Origin of the sequence: Hymenobacter lapidarius (assembly GCF_001816145.1) — a bacterium.
Lineage (GTDB): Bacteria > Bacteroidota > Bacteroidia > Cytophagales > Hymenobacteraceae > Hymenobacter > Hymenobacter lapidarius.
The window spans coordinates 12,590-35,267 of the sequence record NZ_MDZB01000106.1 but is presented as its reverse complement, the minus strand read 5'-3'; the positions used below and the strand labels follow the sequence as shown (position 1 = coordinate 35,267).

General features: G+C 67.6%; 23 protein-coding genes. 11 read left to right on the top strand and 12 right to left on the bottom strand.

From position 1 onward, the window contains the following. Nucleotides 1–107 precede the first annotated feature (107 nt). Nucleotides 108–563, top strand: a complete 456-nt coding sequence (locus tag BEN47_RS10920) for a calcium:cation antiporter family protein (protein ID WP_070728430.1) — start codon at nt 108–110, stop codon at nt 561–563. Nucleotides 564–757: 194 nt separating this feature from the next. Then, nucleotides 758–1,588, top strand: a complete 831-nt coding sequence (locus BEN47_RS10915; RefSeq protein ID WP_070728428.1) for a DUF6544 family protein — start codon at nt 758–760, stop codon at nt 1,586–1,588. 24 nt (nt 1,589–1,612) lie between these two features. Here BEN47_RS10915 and BEN47_RS10910 read toward each other — a convergent pair whose 3' ends face one another. The 12 genes from BEN47_RS10910 to BEN47_RS10860 all read right to left on the bottom strand — a co-directional run bounded on the left by BEN47_RS10910 (nt 1,613) and on the right by BEN47_RS10860 (nt 14,602). Then, nucleotides 1,613–3,070: a L,D-transpeptidase scaffold domain-containing protein gene (locus BEN47_RS10910; protein WP_094123025.1), complete on the bottom strand. Its 1,458-nt coding sequence runs from the start codon at nt 3,068–3,070 to the stop codon at nt 1,613–1,615. Nucleotides 3,071–3,309: 239 nt separating this feature from the next. Beyond that, nucleotides 3,310–3,987 (bottom strand): DUF1003 domain-containing protein, encoded by a 678-nt coding sequence (locus BEN47_RS10905; protein ID WP_070728423.1) that lies wholly within the window; start codon nt 3,985–3,987, stop codon nt 3,310–3,312. Nucleotides 3,988–4,119: 132 nt separating this feature from the next. Beyond that, nucleotides 4,120–6,633, bottom strand: coding sequence for a cation-translocating P-type ATPase (locus BEN47_RS10900; protein WP_070728421.1), 2,514 nt, complete (start codon nt 6,631–6,633; stop codon nt 4,120–4,122). 89 nt (nt 6,634–6,722) lie between these two features. Beyond that, entirely contained in the window at nt 6,723–7,610 is an 888-nt protein-coding gene (locus BEN47_RS10895; protein WP_070728419.1) for an NmrA family NAD(P)-binding protein, read from the bottom strand. 408 nt (nt 7,611–8,018) lie between these two features. Then, the gene (locus BEN47_RS10890; protein WP_239691564.1) at nt 8,019–8,786 is read right to left on the bottom strand and encodes an LOG family protein; all 768 of its coding nucleotides are present in this window, start codon (nt 8,784–8,786) and stop codon (nt 8,019–8,021) included. Continuing rightward, nucleotides 8,783–9,703, bottom strand: coding sequence for a universal stress protein (locus BEN47_RS10885; RefSeq protein ID WP_070728417.1), 921 nt, complete (start codon nt 9,701–9,703; stop codon nt 8,783–8,785). The genes BEN47_RS10890 and BEN47_RS10885 overlap by 4 nt, the downstream gene beginning before the upstream one ends. Nucleotides 9,704–9,792: 89 nt before the next feature. Further along, nucleotides 9,793–10,638 carry a universal stress protein gene (locus BEN47_RS10880; RefSeq protein ID WP_070728415.1) on the bottom strand — a complete coding sequence of 282 codons (846 nt, stop codon included), beginning with the start codon at nt 10,636–10,638 and terminating at the stop codon, nt 9,793–9,795. Nucleotides 10,639–10,735: 97 nt separating this feature from the next. Then, on the bottom strand, nt 10,736–11,602 hold the full coding sequence (locus BEN47_RS10875; protein ID WP_070728413.1) for a universal stress protein: 867 nt from the start codon (nt 11,600–11,602) through the stop codon (nt 10,736–10,738). Nucleotides 11,603–11,663: 61 nt separating this feature from the next. Then, complete coding sequence (locus BEN47_RS10870) at nt 11,664–12,491, bottom strand: universal stress protein (RefSeq protein WP_070728411.1); 828 nt, start codon at nt 12,489–12,491, stop codon at nt 11,664–11,666. Between the two features lie 52 nt (nt 12,492–12,543). Continuing rightward, nucleotides 12,544–12,747 carry a hypothetical protein gene (locus BEN47_RS21455; protein ID WP_125921623.1) on the bottom strand — a complete coding sequence of 68 codons (204 nt, stop codon included), beginning with the start codon at nt 12,745–12,747 and terminating at the stop codon, nt 12,544–12,546. Beyond that, nucleotides 12,731–14,236 (bottom strand): BON domain-containing protein, encoded by a 1,506-nt coding sequence (locus BEN47_RS10865; RefSeq protein ID WP_070728409.1) that lies wholly within the window; start codon nt 14,234–14,236, stop codon nt 12,731–12,733. The genes BEN47_RS21455 and BEN47_RS10865 overlap by 17 nt, the downstream gene beginning before the upstream one ends. 63 nt (nt 14,237–14,299) lie before the next feature. Further along, on the bottom strand, nt 14,300–14,602 hold the full coding sequence (locus BEN47_RS10860) for a four-helix bundle copper-binding protein (protein ID WP_070728408.1): 303 nt from the start codon (nt 14,600–14,602) through the stop codon (nt 14,300–14,302). A gap of 142 nt (nt 14,603–14,744) precedes the next feature. Between BEN47_RS10860 and BEN47_RS10855 the strand changes: the two genes are divergently transcribed. The 9 genes from BEN47_RS10855 (at nt 14,745) to BEN47_RS10815 (ending at nt 22,677) form a co-directional block, all read left to right on the top strand. Beyond that, a complete protein-coding gene (locus BEN47_RS10855; protein ID WP_070728405.1) occupies nt 14,745–16,205 on the top strand; it encodes an L-lactate permease in 1,461 nt (486 codons plus the stop codon). Between the two features lie 139 nt (nt 16,206–16,344). Next, entirely contained in the window at nt 16,345–17,838 is a 1,494-nt protein-coding gene (locus tag BEN47_RS10850; protein WP_070728403.1) for a BON domain-containing protein, read from the top strand. Next, nucleotides 17,825–18,046, top strand: coding sequence for a hypothetical protein (locus tag BEN47_RS10845; protein WP_070728402.1), 222 nt, complete (start codon nt 17,825–17,827; stop codon nt 18,044–18,046). The genes BEN47_RS10850 and BEN47_RS10845 overlap by 14 nt, the downstream gene beginning before the upstream one ends. 99 nt (nt 18,047–18,145) lie before the next feature. Then, nucleotides 18,146–18,964, top strand: a complete 819-nt coding sequence (locus BEN47_RS10840) for a universal stress protein (RefSeq protein ID WP_070728399.1) — start codon at nt 18,146–18,148, stop codon at nt 18,962–18,964. A gap of 36 nt (nt 18,965–19,000) precedes the next feature. Next, entirely contained in the window at nt 19,001–19,822 is an 822-nt protein-coding gene (locus tag BEN47_RS10835; RefSeq protein ID WP_070728397.1) for a universal stress protein, read from the top strand. Between the two features lie 459 nt (nt 19,823–20,281). Continuing rightward, nucleotides 20,282–21,361 carry a site-2 protease family protein gene (locus BEN47_RS10830; protein ID WP_070728396.1) on the top strand — a complete coding sequence of 360 codons (1,080 nt, stop codon included), beginning with the start codon at nt 20,282–20,284 and terminating at the stop codon, nt 21,359–21,361. 109 nt (nt 21,362–21,470) lie between these two features. Next, on the top strand, nt 21,471–21,659 hold the full coding sequence (locus tag BEN47_RS10825; protein ID WP_158010982.1) for a universal stress protein: 189 nt from the start codon (nt 21,471–21,473) through the stop codon (nt 21,657–21,659). Between the two features lie 101 nt (nt 21,660–21,760). Beyond that, the gene (locus tag BEN47_RS10820; RefSeq protein ID WP_125921622.1) at nt 21,761–22,012 is read left to right on the top strand and encodes a hypothetical protein; all 252 of its coding nucleotides are present in this window, start codon (nt 21,761–21,763) and stop codon (nt 22,010–22,012) included. Continuing rightward, nucleotides 21,985–22,677 carry a universal stress protein gene (locus tag BEN47_RS10815; protein WP_125921621.1) on the top strand — a complete coding sequence of 231 codons (693 nt, stop codon included), beginning with the start codon at nt 21,985–21,987 and terminating at the stop codon, nt 22,675–22,677. The genes BEN47_RS10820 and BEN47_RS10815 overlap by 28 nt, the downstream gene beginning before the upstream one ends. Nucleotide 22,678 lies beyond the last annotated feature (1 nt).

Genomic DNA, 22,678 nt, shown 5'->3' with positions numbered 1-22,678 from the left:
GACAGCATCGGGGGCAAGGGCGGCAGCGGCGGGCGGAAACATAGGCAAACGTAGCGCAGGGAAGCAAGCGAGCCGAGCCGCAGTTGGGCAACGCGCTACTGCAACCGGTGCTGCTGCGGTTTGGCCTGCACGCGCTGGTGGTGATGGGCAGCGCCCTGGCCCTGCCGTATTTCAGCGAGCATCTGGCCGAAGCCAGCGGGCTGGGGCAGAGCTTTTTCGGCACCTTCGCGCTGGCCCTCACCACCTCGCTGCCCGAACTGGTGGTGTCGCTGGCCGCCGTGCGCCTGGGCAGCCTCGACATGGCCCTCGGCAACCTGTTCGGCAGCAACCTGTGCAACCTGTTCGTGCTGGCCGCCATCGACGGCACCTACACCGCCGGCCCGCTGCTGGCCCACGCCAATGCCAGTCACCTGCTCACGCTGCTCGGGGCCATTGCCGTCACGGCCATCAGCCTGGTGGGCCTGGTCACGCGCCCCACCCGCGCCAGCCGCTGGTCGCTCGATACGGTGGGCATCGTGGTGGTGTACGGGCTGCTGGCGGTGCTGCTGTATCAGCATCGGTAGAGGATTAGCGCAGGGGATTAGCGTACGCCATGACAAGCGCTATTCTGCCTCCACGCAAGACAACATCAACATCGTCCTGACTAACTGGACAGCGCGGCACAATCAATTGGTTTTTACTTCCATTTACGGGTTAGCCCTGGTGCTGGTGGCCTACCGACTGGTGTAACAACCGTAGCTCATAACCCCCCCTTGCCATGACTAGAAACTCCCGTTGGCTGCTGGCGGCTACCGCCCTAGCCGTACCCATCGCAGGCATACTGGCGGCGCGGGCCGTGGCCGCTAATCGGTTGCACCGCGACGTGCAGCAGCTATTTGCGCATGCTGCCAACGGCCCCGCCCGCGTGTACCACGAATCGCAGCTGGCGGGCTTGCCCGCGCCGGTGCAGCGCTACTTACGGCACGTGCTGCCCGACGGCCAGCCCTATCTGCGCGGCCTGCGCCTGCGCCACGGCGGGCAGTTCAAAACCGACTTGAAGAAGGATTGGATGTCTATTCGGGGCGAGCAGTACATCAGCGCCGACCCGCCGGGCTTCATCTGGCAAGGCACCACGCGCTGGTTCACGGCCCGCGACGAGTACGTGGCTGGCCGCGGCCGCCTTACCGTGCGTCTGTTCGGGGCCGTGCCCATCGTGGACGGCCACGGCCCGCACTACGACCAGGGCGAGCTGCTGCGCTGGCTGAGCGAAGCGGCCTGGCTGCCCACCAGCCTGCTTCCAACCGAGCACCTCGTTTGGACGGCCGTGGACGACCGGGCGGCCCGGCTCACCCTCACCCACGCCGGCCAGACGGCGACGCTGCTGGTGCGCTTCAACGAGCGGGACGAAATAGCCGCTTGCGAAGCGCCGCGCTATTTTGACGACACCACGCAGCTGCCCTGGGTGGGGCGCTTCGCGCGGTACCGCCGGTGGCACGGCGTGCTCGTGCCCACCGAGGCCGAGGCGAGTTGGGTGGTGAACGGGCAGCGCCAGCCCTACGCCCAATTCACGGTGCAAGAGCTGGAATATGAGCCGCGCCAGGCGTTTTAGCGGGAGTGCATTTGCTCCCCATTCCTAACGCCCAAACAGTTGGCGCCGAAGGGATTCGTCGCGCTTGTACACGTCGGGGTAAAACCGCAGCTGGCCCGCCACCACCGCGCAGGTGGCGTAGGCCACGTGCAGGGGCATCGGGTACCGCAGCGTCAGGCTGCGCGACTTCGGGGCGGCCTCGCATTCGGCCTCGGTGGGCAGCGCCGCCTGGGTGCTGTCAGCCCCTAACAGGTAGGCCGCCAGTTGCATGGGGCGCTCCATGCGCAGGCAGCCGTGGCCCAGCGCCCGGTAGGGCTTTCTGAAATCCGAAGTATTGGACGTGGAGTGCAAATACACTGAATAGGGGTTGGCGAAGCGGAAAATGATGTTGCCCAGCGCGTTTTCGCAGCCCGGATTCTGGCGGATGGTGTAGGGAAAATTCCGCGCCGTCACCGCCTGCCAGTTGACGGTGGCCGGGTCCACACGCCGGCCGCGGACGTCGTAAAGCGTGTAGTTGTTGTCGGCCAGAAAATCATGCTCCGACGTCGCCCGGGTGCCGGCCCGCAGATGCGTCAGTATTTCCTTGGTGGCGATGCTGTGGGGCACATACCACGTCGGGGCGATGGTGAACGAGGTGAGCCGGCTGCGCAGCGTGGGCGTGGGCCGGCCGGGGCTGCCGATGACGAGGCGGTGCGTTTGGAGCACCCGGCTGCCGCGCACCACTTCCAGCGCGTGGGCCGGCAGGTTCACCAGCACGTAATCATCCTCGGCAATGGCGGCCCAGCGCCAGCGTTCCAGCGTCACGGCCACCTGCTGCGCCCGCCGCTGCCGGGCCGCCGAATCGGGCCCGGCGGGTGCGCGCCGCCAGCGGGCCAGAGCCTGTTGCAGCTGCCGGTACTCACGCTGCGGGGGTTGGCAGTGCAGCAGCGCCGCCCCGAAATCGGGGGCGGCCAGCGCCCCGGCCACCCACGCGGCCGGGGCAAAGGGGGCCTGCTTCGATTCCAGCGGCGAGGGCGTCCACTCGTGCAGCTGCCCCCGGCGCAGGTGCTGGGCAAAGCGCAGCAGGTTCCCGGTGAGCAGCACCTCGAAACGCACCTGCCGGGCTAGTAAGTGGCGGGCAGTAGCGGGCAGCGCCAGCGAATCGGCCAGGTTCCGCAGGGCGGTTGCCTGGTAGCGACCGGGTTGAAGCCCGTAGTCGGCGGCCTGTGCCAGCAACGCCAGCGCGGCCTGACCCGGCGCACTGAGTTGCGGGCCGGCGCACCAGGCCGGTGCATAAGCCCGCTGCGAGTAGAAGGCCCGCACGGCCGGGGCCGGCCGGGCGCCGGAACCGGCCGGGGCGACTGAATCGCCGAGCAGCGCCCGCAGCTGAGCAGCCAGCGAATCGGAGCCCGCCGCCGGCTGCCGGGCCAAGGACGCGGCGGCCAGCCCGTCTGCCGAATGCTGGCTGCCCAGGCCGGCCAACACCAGCACCAAGCCCATCATTAGCAAAGAGATAGGCCGCATAGTCAGGGTTCCGATGGGAAGTTTATTTCAGGTAAAGGTCCACCAAGCCCAAGAGCAACACCTTGATAACAATCGTCTTATTCCATGACGTTTGTCAAGGCGGCCGCGCGGCCACCTGGGCCAGCCTGCCCACATCAGGTAAATGGCTTCCGGGGCCACCGGCGCGGGCACGTCGGGCACTGGCCGCCGCCGCCCCATCGCCTCACTGTAAGGAGAGGCGAACCGCACCGGGCCTGGGGCTAAGAATCCCTGCGCCTTTCCTCGGCCGGCCGGTCAGCCAGCTGCTGTAGCAACTGGGACTGCTGCTGCGCCAGGTGGTCGAGCTTTTCGTGCATGATGCGCAATTCCAGCTCGGCCTTGAGGTTAATCATGTAGTCCTTTTTGGCCCGCTCCCGGTCTTTTTCCTCCTGGCGGTTCTGGCTCATCATAATCACGGGGGCCTGCAGCGCGGCCAGGCAGGACAGCAGCAGGTTGAGCAGGATGAACGGGTAGGGGTCGAAGCCGGGCCGGCGCAGCACGGCCACGTTCAGCAGAATCCAGCCCAGGATGACACCGAAGAACAGCAGGATGAAAGTCCAGCTGCCCCCGAAGCTGGCAATGTGGTCGGCCCAGCGCTGGCCCCGGGTCAGGGGCAGCTCCGGCTCTTCTACCTTGTCGGTGAGCGTGCGGTGCTCGTGCACGTTGCTGAGCACGGCTTCTTCTAACTCCGAGAGTTCCCCGACTTCGCGCACGAGGAAGTTTTCCAGGTAGCGGCGGCGGTACTCGTTCAACTCGGTGGCGGCCAGCGAGTCTTCGGGCTGAAAGCTGGGGTGGTCCTGCCGAAGCAGGTCGAGGATGGGTTGGCGCACCAGCAGGCCGCTCACCCGCTCACTCTCGGGAAAAGCCAGGCCGGAGCAGGCACTGAGAAAGGTGGTCATGGGAACAGTGAGTGAGGAATCCGAAGCGGAGGCAGGAGTTAAAATAGAGGTGCCGAACCCGCCAGAAAGCGGCCCTCCTCCCGCACGCCGGGGCTGGATGAAAGGACTGGGGAAGGTATGAAGGGGACCAGGTTAGAGTTTATTTCGCTGACCCACCATGGCCTTGTAAACTTCCACCCAGCCCACGCCCACCAGCGCGGCCAGCAGGCACCAGCCCAGCCACCACGCCGGCACGGGCACGAAGCCGAACAGTTGCCGCGCCGCCGGTACCTGGAGCGCAATCAGCAGCAGCGCTAGCGTAAGGCCCAGCATCAGCCACAGCACCCGGTTGCGCACCCGCAGGGTTTGCCAGACCGACTGCGTGAACGAGCGGTTCACCAGCGTGAGCAGGATGTTGCTGCCTACCAGCGTGGCGAAGGCCAGCGTGCGCACCGCCGCCTCGGGCAAGCCCTGTTGCATGGCCCCGTAGTACACGCCCAGCACGGCTGCCGCGATGCCCAGGCCCTGCGCCAGGCTGCGGCCTAGCTCGGCCCCGGCCAGGAAGGTGGCCGTGAGCGGGCGCGGCGGCTGGCGCATCTGGCCAAGCTCAGCCGGCTCGTTTTCGAAAGCAATGGAGCAGGTGGGTCCCATCACCAGCTCCAGGAAAATGATGTGAACGGGCGAAAACAGGTTGGCGAACTGCCAGCCCGCCAGCAGCGGAACGGCGACGGTGAGTACAATCGGAATGTGGATTGAAATAACGTAGAACACTGCTTTCTTAAAATTCTGGTAGATGCGACGACCTTGCGCGATGGCCGTGACCATGCTGGCCAAGTCATCGTCGACCAGCACCAGCGAGGCCGCCTGCCGGGCCACTTCAGTGCCGCGCCGGCCCATGGCCACCCCAATGTGAGCGGCCTTGAGGGCCGGGCCGTCGTTAACGCCATCGCCGGTCATGGCCACCACCTCGCCAGTGGCTTTTAGGGCTTCCACCACCCGCAGCTTGGCCTCTGGGAACATGCGGGCGAATACCGCCGTGGCGGCCGCCCGCAACTGCAGTTCGGCGGCGGGCAAATCCATCACCTGCTGGCCGGTGAGCAGCGAGTCGGCCCCCGGCAGGCTTACCTGCCGGGCAATGGCCTGGGCCGTTTCGGGAAAGTCGCCGGTTATCATCTTCACCTGAATACCGGCCGCGAGGAAGGCCTGAATAACGGCCGCCGCGTTGGCCTTAGGCGGGTTTTCGAGGGCAATCAGGCCCAGAAATTCCCAGGCAAAATCGTCCTGCGAGGCCGGGAAATCGGGGCCAGCGGGGGTGGCCTGCGCCACGCCCAGCACCCGGTAGCCCTGCCCCGACAGCTCCCGGACCACCCGCCGGATTTCTTCGGCTACGGCCGGGGCCGGGCGGCACACGGCCAAAATGTGTTCTACCGCGCCCTTGCCGGCCACGTGGGTTTCGCCGTTTACGGAGCGCACGTGCGTCATCATGGGCGGGGTACCGGCCAGGGGGTATTCGTGCAGCATGGGCGCGGGGGCGGCGGCCTGGGCCGGGTCAGCGGCGGTGAAGGCGGCTACGATGGCCTTTTCCATGGCATCGAAGGGCTCGGTTTCGCTGGCCCAGCGGGCGTAGACCAGCACCGGGGCGGCGGTGGGCGAGAGGGGGCCGGGCACCGGCACGAGGCGGGCGGCGGCGCCGTCGTAGAGCTGCGCCACGCGCATACCTTCTTGGGTGAGCGTGCCGGTTTTATCGGCGCAGATGACGGTGGCTGAACCCAGGCTTTCCACCGTCTGGGGCTGCTTGGTGAGCACGCCCAAGCGGCTCAGGCGGGCCGCGCCCAGCGCCATGAAGCTGCTAAACGCCACCGGAATTTCCTCGGGCAGGATGGACATGGCCAACGTGAGGCCGAAGAGAAGGGCCGTGACCCAGTCGCCGGATTTGGCATAGTTCACGCCCCACACCAAGGCAAACGCGCCGGCGCCTACCCAGGCCATGCGCAGCACAAACTGGCTGACCTGGCGTTGCAAGGGCGTTTTTTCCGGAATAATGGCTGCCATACTCTGGCCGATGCGGCCGAGTTTGGTGCCCGCGCCCACGGCCGTGACCGTCAGCCAGGCGCTGCCCGCGGCGGTGCTGGTGCCCGCAAACACCGGGTCGCCCACGGCCTTGGCCACCGGCACGGCCTCGCCGGTGAGGATGGCCTCGTCCACGGAAAAGTCGGAGAGTTCCGTCACGGTGCCATCGGCGGGCAGGCGGCTGCCTTCGGCCACCAGCACGGCGTCGCCCATCACCAGGTCCTCGACCAGCACGGCGGCCACCACGCCGTTGCGGCGCACCTGGGCGCGAGGCTGGGTCAGCTCGCGCAAGGCCCCCAGCGCCCGGTCGCTGCGGAGTTGCTGATAGACGGAGATGCCCGCCACCGCCAGCAGGGCCACGCCCAGCGTAACGGCCTCGGCTACTTCGCCCAGCACAAGGTATACCGCGCACGCCGCCAGCAGCAGCAGAAACATGGGCTCCGTCACCACGTCGCGCAGGGTGGCCAGCAGCCCCGAGTGGGTGGCAGTGGTGAGCACATTGCGGCCGTGCGCGGCGCGGGCGGCGCTCACGGCTTCGTCCGTCAGGCCCGCCGGGGGTGGGGCGAAGGTCGGTGTTTCTAAAAGAGTGGTTGGCATGGGCAGGGGAACGAGCAGGATAAGTGGGTAGCGCGAATACTGGCAGCCGGCATCTGGGCGGGCAACGGAGCTCTGGCCTAAAAAGTGAATTATGGCAGCCAGCAGGCCCGTTCCCGTTCCAAAAACGCCCGCAGCGTGCCCGGCTCCCGGCCCAGCAGCCCGGCCAGCTCCGCCAACACGTGCGCGGCCAGCCCGAAGCGGGCGGCCAGGTAAATGCCCGTCATCACGTTGATGAGGGCCGGTGGCGTGCCCTTCGTCCGCTCGTAGGCCCGAAACGCCCGGATGCTGGCTGCGTGGTAGCGAATGGGCCGCCCCAGCACCGCGCTGAGCTGCGCGGCTACCTCGTCGTAGGTAAAGGCCGTGCGGCCGGTCAGCTCATAGCCGGCCGAGACGGCGGGCGGCGAGAGCAGCAGCCGGGCGGCCACCGTGCCCACGTCGGCGGCGTCCACGAAGCTGGTGCGGGCGTGGCCGGCGGGCAGCAGCAGCTGGTCGCGCCGGCGGATGTCGTCGCGGTGGGTGGTGCTCAGATTTTGCATGAAAAAGCTGGGCCGCAGCAGCGAGTAGCGCAGGCCGGACTTTTTCAGGTAGCCCTCCACCTTGTGATGCGGCACAAAGGGGTTGTACTGCGCCCCTTGCAGCGACAGAAACACCACGTGTTGCACCCCCGCCGCCACCGCGGCCTGCACCACCGGTTTCAGGTAGCGGGCCACGTCACTGATGGCCGGGGGCCGCACCAACAGCAGGCCCGTAACGCCGCGCAGGGCCGGGGCAATGGTTTCGGGCATTGTGAAATCGAACGGCACAACGTCTATCTGGTCAGTCGCGCCGAGGGCCAGGTGCGCCCGGTCGTGTTCCGGCTCGCGACTGGCCACGACGAGCTGGGTGCCAGCCGGCCGCTGCCGCAGCAACTCCCGAAGGGCCGCGCCACCTACGTTGCCCGTGGCCCCGGTAAGCAGCAGGCGAGGGATTGAGGGCATGTGGCCAGGGTAAGGGGAATGGAAGGGCCGGCGACCTGTCAGCCGCCGGGCAAAACCTGAACGGGCCGCTGAGTTATCGGACGGGTTTAGGCTAATGTTGCGGCCGCGTGGCGCGGGAGTACGCACTAAACACGGCCAACGCCGCCACCAGCATCACCGAAAACAGAATCGTTGGGGTTATCATGGCTGAAAGGAAATAAGGACTTGTTGCAGCCCGTGGTGAGTAAAATAGGAGCAGGCAAAATTCCGCCCCAATCCCCTCCCGTGCCCTGACGATAATCAGCCAATCAGGTGATATTCATTAGCCCCACCCGCCACCAATGCGCCGCGCCGCAATAAATGGCGCTATAATAAATGGCGCTGTACCGATATGGAGACTAGCGGGTGAGCGCGCCATCAGCGGCGGCCTCACTCCCCCAGCCACCACCGGCGGCGCGGCGGGCGGCGGGCCACCAACCGGTACTTGACCACAGCGTGCCGCTCGATGTGGGCCAGCGCCTCTTCCACCGAGTCGGTATAGGTGAGCAGCTGTAAGTCGGCGGCGGCCACCATGCCGTGATGCTGCATGTCGGCCAGCAGCGCCACGAGCGACGCCCAGTAGGCGCGGCCCACCACCACGACGGGGAAATCCAGAATCTTCTTGTTTTGGATGAGGGTAAGGGCCTCAAATAGCTCATCGAGCGTGCCCAGGCCCCCCGGCATTATCACAAAGGCGTAGGAGTATTTGACCAGCAGCACCTTGCGCACGAAGAAATACCGGCAGGCCAGCCAACGGTCCAGGTAGGAGTTGGGGTGCTGCTCGGTGGGCAGCACGATGTTGCAGCCGATGGACGGCCCGCCGGCCTCGCGGGCGCCCCGGTTGGCCGCTTCCATCAGGCCCGGCCCGCCACCGGTGAGCACCGTGAAGCCTTGCCGGCTCAGGCCCGCCCCCAGCTGCCGGGCCAGGTCGTAAAACGGCGAGTCCTCGGCCACCCGCGCCGAGCCGAACACCGTCACGCACGGCCCCACGAAGTGCAGCACCCGAAACCCGTGCAGGAACTCGCGCAGCACCGTCCATAGAAAGCGCAGCTCGCGCCGGCGGGTGGTGGGCCCGGTGAGAAACCGGCGCTCATCGCGCGCGGTGCCCGGCGCCATCCGGGCGGCTTCCCCCACCACACCGGGAGCGGCCGTTATCAATTCGCCGGGCTCAGGCCCGCCAGGGCGCCGGCCGTCCAGTTTACCGCATCAGTAGTGTGCCCAGACGACGGGGCGGCCACCGCTTCCGGCACCACGGGCAGTACCAGTACCGGCACGGGGCAGCGCTCCAGCAGCTGCGCCGTCACGCTGCGGTGAAATAGCTCGCTAAAGTAGCTGCGCTGGCGGGCCAGCACCACCACCAGGTCGGCCTGGGTGTCGGCCACGGCGGCCAGTACGCCTTCGGCGTAATTATCGTGCTCATAGCCGCGCAGCGCGGGCGTGGCCAAACCTTTCACCAGGCCGCTCAGCTGCACGGCCCGCAATGCGGCGCCGCAGCCGGCATCGTCGTCGCCGCTATCCGAAACGTGGGCCGCGATGATTTCGACGCCGGGCAGGGCAAAAAGCGGATGCAAGGCCAGCGCCGCCGGCGTCAGCGTAAAGGCCTCGCGGTCGGCGGCAATTAGAATGCGGCGGGGCGGCTGCTCTGTGGAAGCAGCAGCGGGCACCACTAGCAAGGGATGGTGGCCGCCGCGCAGCAAATCGGCGCAGCCGGTGGCCAGGCTGGCCGCGTTTTCGTGGGGCTGGTAGGGCGGGCTGAGCACGAACAAGGCCGGCTGGTGGCGGGCGGCCTGGTCCTGCGCAATTTCCGGCAGCAGGTCGGTGGCTACTTCCACGGTGGGCCGGCTGGATAGCTCCTCGGCCATGCGGTAGAGGGCCGCGGCGGTTTCGGTTTGCCGGGCCAGCTCCTCCTGGTGGTAGTGCTCGGGCACCGTGGCGTACGGGTCGAACAGGGAAGCGCGGTTCACGTGCAGCAGCACCAGCTGGCCGCGCAGGGCCTGGGTCAGGGTGTTGGCGTACTGCACCGTGTGGCGGGCGGCCTGGAAAAAACCGGCGAAAACAACGAGGGTAAGGGACATGGCCGGGGGATTAGGCGGTAAGAGCAGTAAAAGCGGGGCGCAGTGGCAACGCAAGCAATGGCCTGGGGCCGGTTGAGCGGAGCCTGGAGCTATTCATCCAGGAAAGCTTTTGGTGCCGAGAGTAGCAGCAGCGGCACGGAAACCTCGCGCAGCACTTGTTCGATAACACTGTCGACTAGCAGCTTGTGCGCCCAGCCGTGCCCAACGTCAATCATCGCCACCACGTCGGCCGAAAGCTCCTGCCCGGCTTCCAGGATTCCGGGGGCGGCTGCCGCACCTACTACCTGGTGGAGCGGGCTGCGCGGCATCATGCCGGCCAGGCCGCTCTGCCGGGCCGCCAGCAAACCTTGCTCCCCGCCTTCCGGCTCCAGCCCCGGCACCACGGTCACGGTGATGATTTCAGTGGCCAGCGCATCGAACACCGTGCTTAATTCTTTTGCCTGGGGCGTCAGGGCAAAGGGCCGGTTCTCCACGGCCAGCACCAGGCGCCGGGGCGGGTGCAAGGCTTCCGCGGGCAGGTGGGCGGGCACCAGCAGCAGCGGGTAGCCCGTTTCGCGGGCCAGGGGCAGGGTGCGGTTGCTCAGCCATTCGTCAAACTGCCCGTGCGTGGCCGTCAGGCCGGCTACCAGCAGCAAGGGGCGGTACTGGTTCAGCGCTTGCTGCACGGCCTCGTCCCAGCCGGTTTCCAGCGTATCGGCCGTGGCCGGCACGGGAAAATCGGCCGCCAGCTGCTCCAGGGCCCGCCGTTCCTGCCGCACGTAGCGTTTATTGGTGGCTTGCAGCACCACGGCCACCCGCGAGGTCATGGGCGGGGTGGGGTACACGTGTACGAGGTGGACTTCGGCCCCGAGCGCCGCGGCCAGCACGGCGGCATAGGCCCGCGCTTGTTTCGCCGCCGGCGAAGAATCGGTGAGCACAACGAGGTTGGGTTTCATGGCAAAGAGAAGGTTAAGTGGCGGAATGCCGCACCCGGCCGGACGTTCGGCCGGGGCGTTGAATGGGAAAGGCCGGGGGCGGCTTGGAAGGATGGCCTCAGCTCATGGCCGGCATCCAGTCCGGCACGTCGGGGGCGGCTGCCGGCACCAGCAGCACCGGCACGGGGCTGCGGCGCAGCACCTCGGCCGTCACGCTGTGGTGGAACAGCTGGCCGAGGAAGCTGCGGGGCCGCGCTATGAGCACCAGTAGGTCGGCCTGGGTATCGGCCAGCGCTTGCAGGATGCCAGCGGCGGGGGCCACATCCGTTTCCTGGTACAGCCACAGCGGGGCGTCGGGTGGTAGCAGGCCGCTGGCGCGCACATCGGCCACGTGCAGGGGGCTGCGGGGGGGCGGCGCCTGGTCGTTGAGCACGATGTGGGTGACGGTGTACGCCGCCTGCCAGGCAGCCAGCAGCGGGCCCAGGTTCTTGCCCGCCGCGTCGAGGCTGAACGGCTCGGCGTCGAGAGCCAGCAGCACGCGGCGCGGCAACGCCGACGCCGAAGCCGCTTCGGGCACCAGTAGCACGGGTTGGTGCGTGGCCCGCAGCACGGGCAGCAGCTGGTTGTGCAGCAGTTCGTCCAGAAAATCGTGCTCCGGGCTCAGTCCCATGGCCAGCAGCAGGGGCTGATGCTGTTGGATGGCTTCTGCCACGGCCTCGGGCATGGGCCGCACCGACACCGTGACTTCGGGGGTATCCGGCAGTCGTTGGGCCAGCCGGCGCACGCCCGCCGCCGACTCCGCGTAGTTGCGGTCGGTTTGGGCCGCCGTGACGATGGCCAGCTCAGGGGCCAGCATCACGGGGTCGTGGTACAAGTGCAGCAAGGTCACCTGCGCGTGCAGGGGTGCCCCCAGCACCGCGGCGTACCGGGCGGCTTTATCCGCCGCTGCCGACAGGTTGGTCAGGACTACAATCGAAGGATTCATGGCGAGGAAGTGAAGCGGCAGTGGCAGGAAGGCTTGGCCGATGCGGGGCAGCAGCCGGTACTTAGTCTTCGGCGGGCAGCACGAGGACCGGAATGGCGCTTTCCTGAATGAGCTGCGCCGTGACACTGCTGTGGAATAAACTGCCCAGCAGGCTGTGGCGCCGGGCCACTACCACCAGCAGGTCGGCTTCCTGGCGGGCGGCTTCTTCCAGCACGCCGGCCACGATGGTGGGGCTGTAGACTTCGTGCAGCCGGCTTTCGGCCAATACATTCACGAGGTCATTGGCCCGCACCGTTTCCAGCACGGCTCCGTCGTCGGGCCGCGCCTGCGCGTCGTCGGTCACGTGCACCACGTCTAGCGTGGCGTTGGTGGCGTGCAGCAGGCGGCTCAGTACTTCCTGGTGGTCCTGGTCGGCGAAGGCAAACGGCTGCCCGTCCACGGCCAGCAGCAGGCGGCGGGGCGGAAACTTGTCCCAGCCCACGGTGGGCACCACCAGCAACGGGTGCGGCGCGTGGCGCAGCACGTCCATCACCACGCTGGTGAACAGCTCGGCCGATTCGGTTGAGTCGCTGTGCCGGCCGAGCACCACAAAAAGTGGCTGGTGGCGGCGTACGGCCTCGGTCAGGGCGGCGGGCAGAAAGCCTTGGGCCACGTCCACTTCGGTGGGCACGGTCTGGTCAGCGGCCAGCTTGAGCAGGGCCTGGTCGGTTTTGCGCTCGCCCCGCGGCGTGTGCTGCCCACCGTAGCCCTCCGGCACGGGCATGCCATCGTAGCGCACGTGCAGCAGCACGAGTTGCGCATTGAGCGGCACGGCCAGCCCCGCCGCATACGAGAGGGCCCGGTTGGTGACGGCAAAAAAATCGGTCAGAACAACAAGTGAAGGAGTCATGGCAGCCAGGGGGAAATGATGAAAAAATGCCCGCGCAAATCAGATGCGCGGTTTAAGGCAGGAAATACAGGTGGGTGGAAACGAGCGGCACTGCGGTCGTTGGCTTCGGATAGTCGGGGCTTGAATCTTCCCATGCCATGGCGGCATCCGCTTCCTGGGCCCCTTGCCGGGTGGCGGCACTCACTGCCCAGGCAGAACCAGGGCCGGCGTGCTGCCCCCGGTCGCGGCGGCTGTCCGGGCTACGCGAGGCTTTCATGCGCGGCGGCAGCGGCCAGCTGCTCTTTATGGATGGGCGCGGTGTTGAGCACCAGCAGGTGGTTGTTTACCTCGCGGGCGCCGGCTTCGTGGGCGGCGGCGGCGGCGTGCTTGCGGTCGAGCCAGGTGTCCACGGTGCCGGTGAGCGTGGCCCGGCCATTTTCCACCCGTACTTCCACCTCCTGGTCGTGCAGGCTGGCCGACCAGCAGTAGCGGGCGCGGATGCGCTCGGCCAGGGCGTGGTCGGGGTCCGGCGTTGCCGGGCTTCGCTTATCCTCGCCGAGAAAAGAGGAAATGAAGCCTTCTTCGGCGTTGGCGGTGGGGGCGGTCACTTCCAGCCGGTTGTTCACGTCCACCACGCCGCTCACGCCGGCGGCCACGTCGCCCGCCTGCTCCAGCTCAAAATGCGAGTCCACCTGGCCCGAGAGCAGGGCCTGGCCGCCGTGCACCTGCACGTGCACCGCGCAATGGCCCACGTACGGGTCGCGGGCCAGGGCCGCCGCGACAGTCGGACCAATGTCCTCGTCGGGCACCAGCCGCTCGGGGCGCACCTTGAGCAGGTTGTGCACGTGGGCCACGCCCACCACGTGGCGCGCGTCCTGCTCGGCGTCCTGCTTCACGCGCAGGTTGCTCACCGTGCCGGCCAGCGTCACCACGCCGTCGTGTACCTGCACCAGGGTTTCCGAGGCCCGCATCCGGGGGTTGAAGCGCAGCGTGTCGCGCACGGCGGCGGCAATGGCGTCGTCGGCTTTGGGCGAAAATTTCTCGCGGCGGATGGCCCGGCCCAGGGCCCAGTAGGCCACGAACAGGTCGCGGGCATCCACGCGCGTGGCCCCGGTCTGGTAGGCAATGGCCACGAGGCGGTCCTTTTCGGCCGCCGTGCCCACCGTACCCGCCAGGTGCACCACGTGGTCGGCGGTGCGCACCTCCACCAGGGCACCGTTCACGCGGATGTCCCAGTCGAGCAGTTCCCGGACCTGGATGGTGATTTCCTCGTCCGAGTTCAGGATTTCGCCCCCGCGGATGGTCAGGTGGTCGGTCACGAAAGCGCGTACGCCGCGCACGCTTTGCAGCACGCGCAGCACCAGCTGCTTTTCGGCCCACGACTGCACCAGCCCGGACAGCGTGACCACGCCGCCGGCCACGGTGCAGTGTACCTGGTAGTCGTCGGTAGCAGGGTCATCGGCCAGGGCCCCGCACACATCGCGCTGCAGCTCGGCGTCGCCAATCTCTTCGGTGCGCACGGCCACCGTGCTGGTTACGCCGCGCACGCCGCGCACGGCCAGGGCGATTTCCTCGGCCCGCTGCCGGGCCAGTAGGTTGTCGGTGTAACCTGTGAGCTTGACCAAGCCTTCGTGGGTGCTCACCGCAATCAGGTGCGAAGTCAACCCTTTTTTGGTGGCCAGCAGCGTTTCAATGGCGGCCGTGATATCGGCGTCAACTACGTGTTCGGCCGGATTGGATGGGGCTATAAGATGTGCGGTGTGCATGGCGATAAAAGTGTAGGTGGGGGAAGGAATCCTATATAAAAGCCCCGGATGGCAGGGGCGCAACTAGGCGCAGCGGCGGCAGGCTTCGGCGCATTCCTGGCAGTGCCGGTGGGCGTGCCTGCCGCACTCGTCGGCGCAGGCCTGGCAGATGGCGGCGCGTACCGGCGCGAGCTGCGCGGCGTAGTCGGAGCCCCGGGCGACGAGGCGGGCGGTGAGTGCGCAGATATCGGCGCAGTCGCGGGTCAGGCCGATGCAGCGGGCCATCATGTTCACGTCCTGCTCTTGCAGGCAGGCCGCGGCGCAGTGCTCGCAGGCGGCCACGCAGGCGTTGAGGGCGTCCAGCTGACTTTGGGTGTGCTCGTTCATGGCGGTGGGGCAGGATTGGCTAAGTATCCTGCAAAAGTCCCCGCTGGCGGGGCGCCGACACATGACGATAATCGTTGTAATAGATGACATCTGTCAAATTCCGGCTCACTCCTTTTTTTTCGCTCTCATTACCCAGACTCTTATGCACTCCTTCCTCGCTATGCTCCCCATTCTGTTGCTGGTAGCCGTGTCGCTCACCAGGGGCGTGAAGTCGGCGGTATGGGTGGGGTGGGCGGCCACCACGGCGCTGTTTTTCTATTGGGGAGCCGATGGCGGGCACTACCTGGGAGCCCTGGCGGTGGCCCTGCTCGCCACCGCCAACATCCTACTGACAGTGCTCGGGGCGGTGTTTCTCTACACCGTGATGCAGCGCGCGGGGCTGATTACGGAGCTGACGCATTCGCTCGAAGCCCTGCACCCGGCCCGGGAAGTACGCTTTTTTCTGCTGGCGCTGGGGCTCACGGCGTTTTTTGAGGGCGTGGCGGGCTTCGGCACGCCGGGGGCCATTGTGCCGCTCATGCTCATGGCGCTGGGCTATGAGGCGGTGCTGGCCGTGTCGGTGGTGCTGCTGTTCGACGGGTTGTTTGCCGTGTTCGGGGCCGTGGGCACGCCCCTGACGGCCGGGCTGCAAGGGCCGCTGGGGTTGGCCGCTGCCGACGTGAAAACGATTGGCCTGCTGGCGGCCGGGCTGCTGACCCTGGCCGGGCTGCTGGTGCTCTGGTTCGTGTTTCGGCTGGTGAGCCGGGCGCAGGGGCTGCTGGCGCACCGGTGGCAGGTGCTGGTGCTGTACGGGCTGCTCATGCTGCCGTTTTGCGCGCTGGCCGCGCTGGCCCCGGAGCTGGCCACGGTGTTCGGGGCGCTGCTGATGCTGGGGCTGGCCGTGCCGTATCTGCGCTCGCCCGGCACTCCCCGGCTCGATTTGCGGCCGTGGCTGCCCTACGCGGCGCTGGCCCTGCTGCTGCTGCTGCCCAAGCTGCTGCCGCCCCTGCGCAGCTGGCTGAGCTGGGAGCTGGCGTTTGCCGATATGTTCGGGTCGGGCATCGGGGGCAGCATCCGGCCCTTGCAGTCGCCGTTTTTGCCGTTTGTGGTGGTGGGACTGGGCGTGGCATATTTCCGAAAAAGCATTTCGCTGCCGCTGCGCGAGCCGCTGGGCAAGATGGGCAGCGTGCTGGTGGTGCTGTTTCCGTCGGTGGCCATCGCGCAGCTCATGGTGTACTCTGGCGAGGGCGGACAGCCGTCCATGGTGGCCTACCTGGCCACGCTGCTGAGCCGGCTGGGGCCGGCCTACCCGGTGGCGGCCCCCTTCATCGGGGTGATGGGCACCTTCATCACGGGCAGCACCACCATTTCCAACGTGGTGTTCGGGGCCTCGCAGCAGCAGGCGGCCACGGCCCTGGGCCTGCCCCTGACCGGGGTGCTGGCCCTGCAAATGGCCGGCGCCTCGCTGGGCAACGCCATCTGCCTGTTCAACATCATCGCGGCGGCCTCGGTGGCGGGCATCAAAGACTACCGCGCCGTGCTGGCCAACAACCTGCTTCCCACGCTGCTGGCGGCGCTGCTGGTGGGCGGGCTGGGCCTGGCCTGGCTGCTGGTGGAGGGGTAAAGCGGGCGGTGTGGCATTCATCATTTCTTCGTTTGACGAATGTCATGCGCCGGGGCAATTCTGGTCATAGGGCGGGCCGCCGCCTGGGCGGACTTTTGCATCAATCCAGTTTTCGATTGACTCATCAAGCCCCCAACTCATGACTACGCCCTATCTCCTGGCCGCACCCGCCTCCGCCGAAACCATGGCCGACGCCGACATCACCACGGCCATCGAACGGCTCTTTACCACCCAAAAAGGCCTGAACGAGCATTGGCTCGACGTGGCCACGCACGAGGGCCTGGTTACGCTGACCGGGTTTACCGACAACCTGCTGGCCCGGCAGCGGGCCGAGGAAATTGCCCTGGCCGTGCGCGGCGTGCGCGGCGTAACCAGCACGGTGACCGTGCAAACTCCCGAACTGCCCGACGCGGACTTGCAGCGCGATGTGTGCGGGGCCCTGGCCGATGACCCCGCCACCGGCGACTACCAGGTGCACTGCACCGTGGCCGGGGGCGTGGTCACACTCACGGGCATGGTGCAGTCGTGGACTGAGCAGCAGCTGGTGCTGCGCGTGGTGCAAGGCGTGCGGGGCGTAACCACCTTCGTGACCGAGCGCCTGACCATTCAGAAGGGCAAAATCCTGAATTCCGACGAAGAAATCACCACCCAAATCCGCGAGCTGCTCGACTGGGACATTCGGGTGAACAGCGCCCTGGTGGAAGTGCGCACCCACGAGCACGTGGTGCACCTGGCAGGCACGGTGGGCACGGCCACGGAAAAGGACCACATCATCGCCATCGCCTACCAGACCGGGGCCACGCGCGTGGATGCCCGCGACCTGTTCGTGGCCTACTGGGCCCTGGGCAGCGAGCTGCGGCGCGAGAAATTTGCCCCCCGCGCCGACGCCGCCATTGTCAACGCCGTGCGCGGGGCCCTCCACCGCAACCCGCGCGTGCGCGGCTCCGAAACGCTGGTGCAGGCCCACGAGGGCAGCGTGACGCTGGCCGGCACGGTGAGCAACCTGCGCGCCCGCCAGGAAGCCGAGCGCGACGCCCGCCACGTGGTGGGCGTGCATGACGTACATAATCTGCTGAAGATTAGGCCCAAGCGCCTGGTGCCCGATGCCGACATTCGCCAGACCATCCTGGCCGCCCTGGCCCGCGACCCCTACGTGGGGCACTTCTATTTCACCGTGAGCGTGAGCCACGGCCAGGCCACCGTGCACGGGCAGGTGGGCAGTGCGTTTGAGCGCGAGCGGGCGGGTGATGTGGCGGCCGGGGCCAGCGGTGTGCTGGCCGTGGCCAACCACGTGCAGCAGCCGACAGTCCACCCCGACGAATTTCCGGCCAGCCGGCCGGGAGCGGCGCAGCCCCGGCCCACGGGCCCCGACCCCGACCACGCGCTGGCTGGCCGCATTCGGCAGCGCCATTTCTGGTCGGCCGGCCTGCACGACCAGGATATAGAAGTGCAGGTAAGCCACGGCCGCGCCACCCTCACCGGCACCGTCGATACCTGGCCGGAACGGCAGCAGGCCGCCTTCGACGCCTACGAGGCCGGCGCCCGCGACGTGAACAACCACCTGCGCGTGCTGGCCCCGGCAGCAAGCACTGCCCCTGAACCCCTTGAGCTCCTTGTCGATGCGCACCGCTAGCGGCACCGCCTGGAGCGGCCAGCCGTGGGGCCGGACCCAACTTCTGCCGCCCCTGGACCCGGCCAGCCGGCAAACCGAGCGGGACGCCGACGCGACCATGACGGTAATGGAGCGGTACGAGTACACTGGGTTTAATGCGGACCCAGACCCTGTGGCAGCGCGCCGCGAAGCACCTCACGCGCCGCCAGCAGGTGCGGGACCTCATTGAACGATACCCGCGAGGGGCTTTGCCGCGGCTTGATGCGCAGCCGGCGTTGCCTGGCGGCCCGCCGGTTTTTCCATTCTCCCACTTTTTCCTCCTACTCCTATGGTTTCCCCCCTTGTGGTATTGACCGATTTTTATGCCGTCACTAACCGCGCGCTGTCCTACGCCGCCGGGCTGGCGGTGTCCCTGAAAGCGGAGCTGGTGCTCCTGCACGCCCGGCACGACGTGCTGCTGGCCCCCTCCGACCACGGCCCTTCCTCGCCCATCAGCGACCACACCACTGACCAGGCCCTGCAAACGCTGGCCGCCGAGCAGCCCGTGCCCACCCAAGTCGACGTGTCGGAACGGGAGCTGCCCGAGGCCGTGAAAGAAGCCGTGCGCCGCCACCACCCCCTGCTGCTGGTGCTGGGCCGGCCCGGTGGGGCCGATACGCCGGTGGAAATCATGACCGGCACGGCCATGGACCTGCTCACCACAGTGCCCTATCCGCTGCTGGTGGTACCGGCCCCCGGCTGGGATGCCTTCCCGCCCCGCCGCCTGCTGCTGGCCGTGGACGGCGAGCCGTTCGTGCTGCGCCAGCACCAGGACGTGCTCCGGCAGCTGCTGCGCGTGGCGGAAGGCACGCTGGCCGTGGTGCGGGTGACCGACGACAGCCACGCCCGCCTGGGAGCCGAAACCGTGCTCCGCACCGTGGCCGCCAACGACCTTACCGAGGAACTGCCCCACAGCCAGCTCCACGAAGTGTATAACCGCTCGGTAGTGGGCGGCGTGCTGGCCGAAGCCGCCCAGCAGGATGCCGACCTGCTGGTAATAGTAGCCCGGCACCACAGCCTGCTGGGCAGCCTGTTTCATCGCAGCGTCACGGCCCAGCTCCTGGAGCGCAGCCCCATTCCGGTGCTGCTGCTGCCCGCCGAAGATTAGCCCCCCGGACTTTACCCTGTTGCCCAAGTACTTGCCATGACCCCATCTTTCATTATCCTCACCGATTTTTTTGCCGTTTCTCCGCGGGCCCTGGCCTACACCACCGGCCTGGCCGCCGCGCAGCAGGCCCGCGTGGTGCTGCTGCACGTGTGCCACGATGGCCTGCGCGGCCCCGGCGAAAAGGGCAGCCCGCGCACCGAGTGGAACAAGCAGCACCAGCGGCGGGAACTGGCGCAGCTGGCCAGCGCCCAGCCGGTGCCCCCGGAACTCGTCGTATCGGAAGAATTTTTCCCCGATGCCGTGCGCCAGACCGTGCGGGCGCACCAGGGCCAGCTGCTGGTGCTGGGCCAGCCCGGCGTGGCCGAGCAGCCCGTGGAAGTAGTCGCCGGCGTGGCCCAGCAGCTGCTGGAACAGGCGCTCTGCCCGGTGCTGGTGGTGCCGGCCGCCGCCTCGGAGGTGGTGCCGCCCCGTCGGCTGCTGCTGGCCGTGGACGGGCAGCCCTTTGACCTGCACCCGCTCCCGGACCTGGTGCGCCAGCTGCTGGCCAGTCCGAAGACCGCGCTGGAGGTTGTTTGCATAACCGAAAGCGCAACGTCCCGCCCCGACCCTAGCGCCGTGCTCAGCACCATCCGCATCCACGACGTGGGACCGGCCATGCCGCTCAACGGGCTGCATCTGCGCCACGCCCCCGACGTGGCGGCCGGCATCCTGGCGGAAGCCGTGGGCCAGCGGGCCGATATGCTGGTGGTGGTGGCCCGGCGCCACAGCCTGCTGGGCAGCCTATTCCACCGCAGCATCACGGCGCAGCTCCTGGAGCAAAGCCCTGTTCCGGTGCTGGTGCTGCCGGCCCGCGACTAGCCCCGAACCAGCCCGACTACATGCCCCGCATGAGCCGACAAGCCGCGCCGCCGCTTCTACTTTTCATTTCCCCCCACCCCGGCTGAATAAAGCCCATTACTTCCTGATAGTATGCTACTTCCCACTTTTCTGTTTTCGGCCCTGCTCATTGGGGCCCTGGTCGCGGTGCGCATGCGCCACCTCTCCACGCGGCTCCAGCCTGTACCCCTACCCCGCCGCTGAGCCGGACCGCGCCGCGCACCATCCCCGATTTTCAGCTTGCCGGAAGTCGGGGATTTTTGGTTTGCCGGCCCGCTTCGCCAGGAATATGAATAGGCGGCCAGCGCTTGATGAAAATCAGCTATTAGGGCAATTCTCGTCATGCCGAAGCCGGCGGACAGGGCGGAATTTTGCCTACGTCCCTTTGCGGCCGCCGTTGACCATCATGCTGAAGCTGGCGGCTTCCCACACAGCTTTCTTATGAAAAATTCCTTGTTAATCGGTCGCCTGGCCGGCATCCGCATCTTCCTGCACTGGACCTTCCTGCTGCTGCTGGGCTTCCTCGTGTTTGCCGAGGTGCGGCGGGGCAGCAGCTCCGGGGCAGTGCTGGCGTCGGTGGGCTTCGTGCTGGCGCTGTTTGCTTGCGTGGTGCTGCACGAGCTGGGGCACTCGCTCACGGCGCGGCGCTTCGGCATCGGCACGCGCTCCATCACGCTGCTGCCCATCGGGGGCGTTGCCACGCTGGAGCGCATGCCCGAAAAGCCCCGACAGGAACTGCTGGTGGCGCTGGCTGGCCCGGCCGTGAACGTGCTGCTGGCGCTGATAATTTACCCCTTCGTGGCCCCGGTGGGGGCGTTTGAGGGCATCGGCATCAGCCACAGTGCCGTGGGGCCGGGCTTTCTCATGGCCCTGTTTTGGGTGAACGTGATGCTGGTGGTGTTCAACGCCATTCCGGCCTTTCCGATGGATGGCGGGCGGGTGCTGCGGGCGCTGCTGGCCATGCGCCTGGGCCGGCCCCAGGCCACGGCCATCGCGGCGGGACTGGGCAAGCTCATTGCCGTGGGCTTTGTGTTCTACGGCTTGTTCAATGCCCCGTTTCTGGTGCTCATCGGCATCTTCGTGTACTTCGGGGCCCACACCGAAAACGTGTCGGTGCAGCACCGCGAGCTGCTGCGCGACTACACCGTTGGCCACGCCATGATAACCAATTACCTCACCCTGGCCCCCACCGACAGCGTGCAGGACGCGGCCAATACCCTGCTGGCCGGCTCCGACCAGGACCTGATTGTGCTCGACCAGGGCCAGGCCGTCGGGGTGCTGACCCGGCCCCTGCTCATGGCCGCCCTGCGCGACAACCGCCTGACTACGACTGTTGCGGAGGTGATGAGCCGCGAATTCGACACGGTGGAAATCGGCGACAGCCTGGCCCAGGTGTACGCCCGCGCCCAGCGCCAGCCCAACGCCTTTTACCCCGTGCTGGAAAACCACCGCCTGCGCGGCGTCATCGACCAGGGCAACCTCACCGAGTTCCTGACCATCCGGGCCGCGCTCAGCCACTAGGCACCCCGGCCTCCGGCCCGACGAGCCTACCGCAGGCCGGCCCGGCCTCGCGGCTGCCCAGGAATGCGGCCTGACCCCCGCCCTGGCCGGCAGCAGCCTGTACCGGGTGGTGGCCGAATCGCCCGCCGCCGGCCTACGGCAAGCCGTGGAGGAGCTTTCGGCCGATGTGCTGGTCCTGCTCGACCCCGGCCACGGCTGGGTAGCCAAGCTGTTCGGCGACAGTGTCATCGACGAGGTGCTACGGCACACCCAGGTGCCGGTGCTACTGCTAGCCACGCAGGAAAACGGTCTGGGGTAAAGAGCTGCCATAGTTTGACAAGCGGACGACAGATGAAGCATGGCGGCCTGCTTATCTGCCTTACCTCCAACGACCATTTCACCCCACCACCCCACTTCCTCATGGCCCTTTCCCTCATCGTCTTCGCGGGCTTCTACCCGCCCGCCCGCCGCGCCATTCAGTACGCCGACATCCTGGCGCAGGCCCTGGCCGGCCGCCTGGTGCTGCTGCACGTCAACCGCGCCTCCCTGTTTGACCCCTACGATTCGGTGGCCCAGGGCTACCACCAGCAGGAGCTGCGCGCCAGACCGACACGGCCGCCATTCTCTACCAGCACGCGGAAGGCTTGCAAACCACCGCTACGGTGGAAGTAGTTACCGACCTGCTGCCCACCGTGGCCCAGGATTTGGCCCACCGCTACCAGCCGGCCCTGTTCGTGCTCAGCCAGGCCGATGAGGACCGCCCGGCCGCCGCCGACCTGCTCACCTCGTGCGTGGAGATTCTGCGGGCCGGCAGCTACCCGCTGCTGGTGGTGTCGCCCACGGCCCTGGCCGAGCACCCGCCCCGCCGCATCCTCATTGCCGCCGACCGTGAACCGTTTGCGTTGGATTCGGAAGCCTCCGCCCTTCGCCCGCTTTTGGCGTTGCCCGGCGTCGAGGTCATCGTGGCCCACGTTTCGAGCGGCGTGGAGGATGATGAAGGCTGCGCCCTGGCGCTGCGGGCCGTGCAGGCCAGTGGCCTGGTCGATAACATGCCCGTACCAGAATTGCGGGGCTACCAGCACGAGCATTACGCGCAAGGGGTGCTGGCCGCGGCCCTCGACACGCGGGCCGATTTGGTGGTGGTGCTGGCCCGCCAGCGCAGCTACTTCAGCGACTTGTTTCACCGCAGCGTCACGGCGCAGCTCCTGCAAACCTGCCCCGTGCCGGTGCTGGTGCTGCCCACCGCCGCGCCGGTGCCCGTTACCGAAACGCCCGGCTTCGCCGCCGCCGCCGGCTACACCAACACCGTATTCACCGGCCTCACGCCGGCCTCCTAAC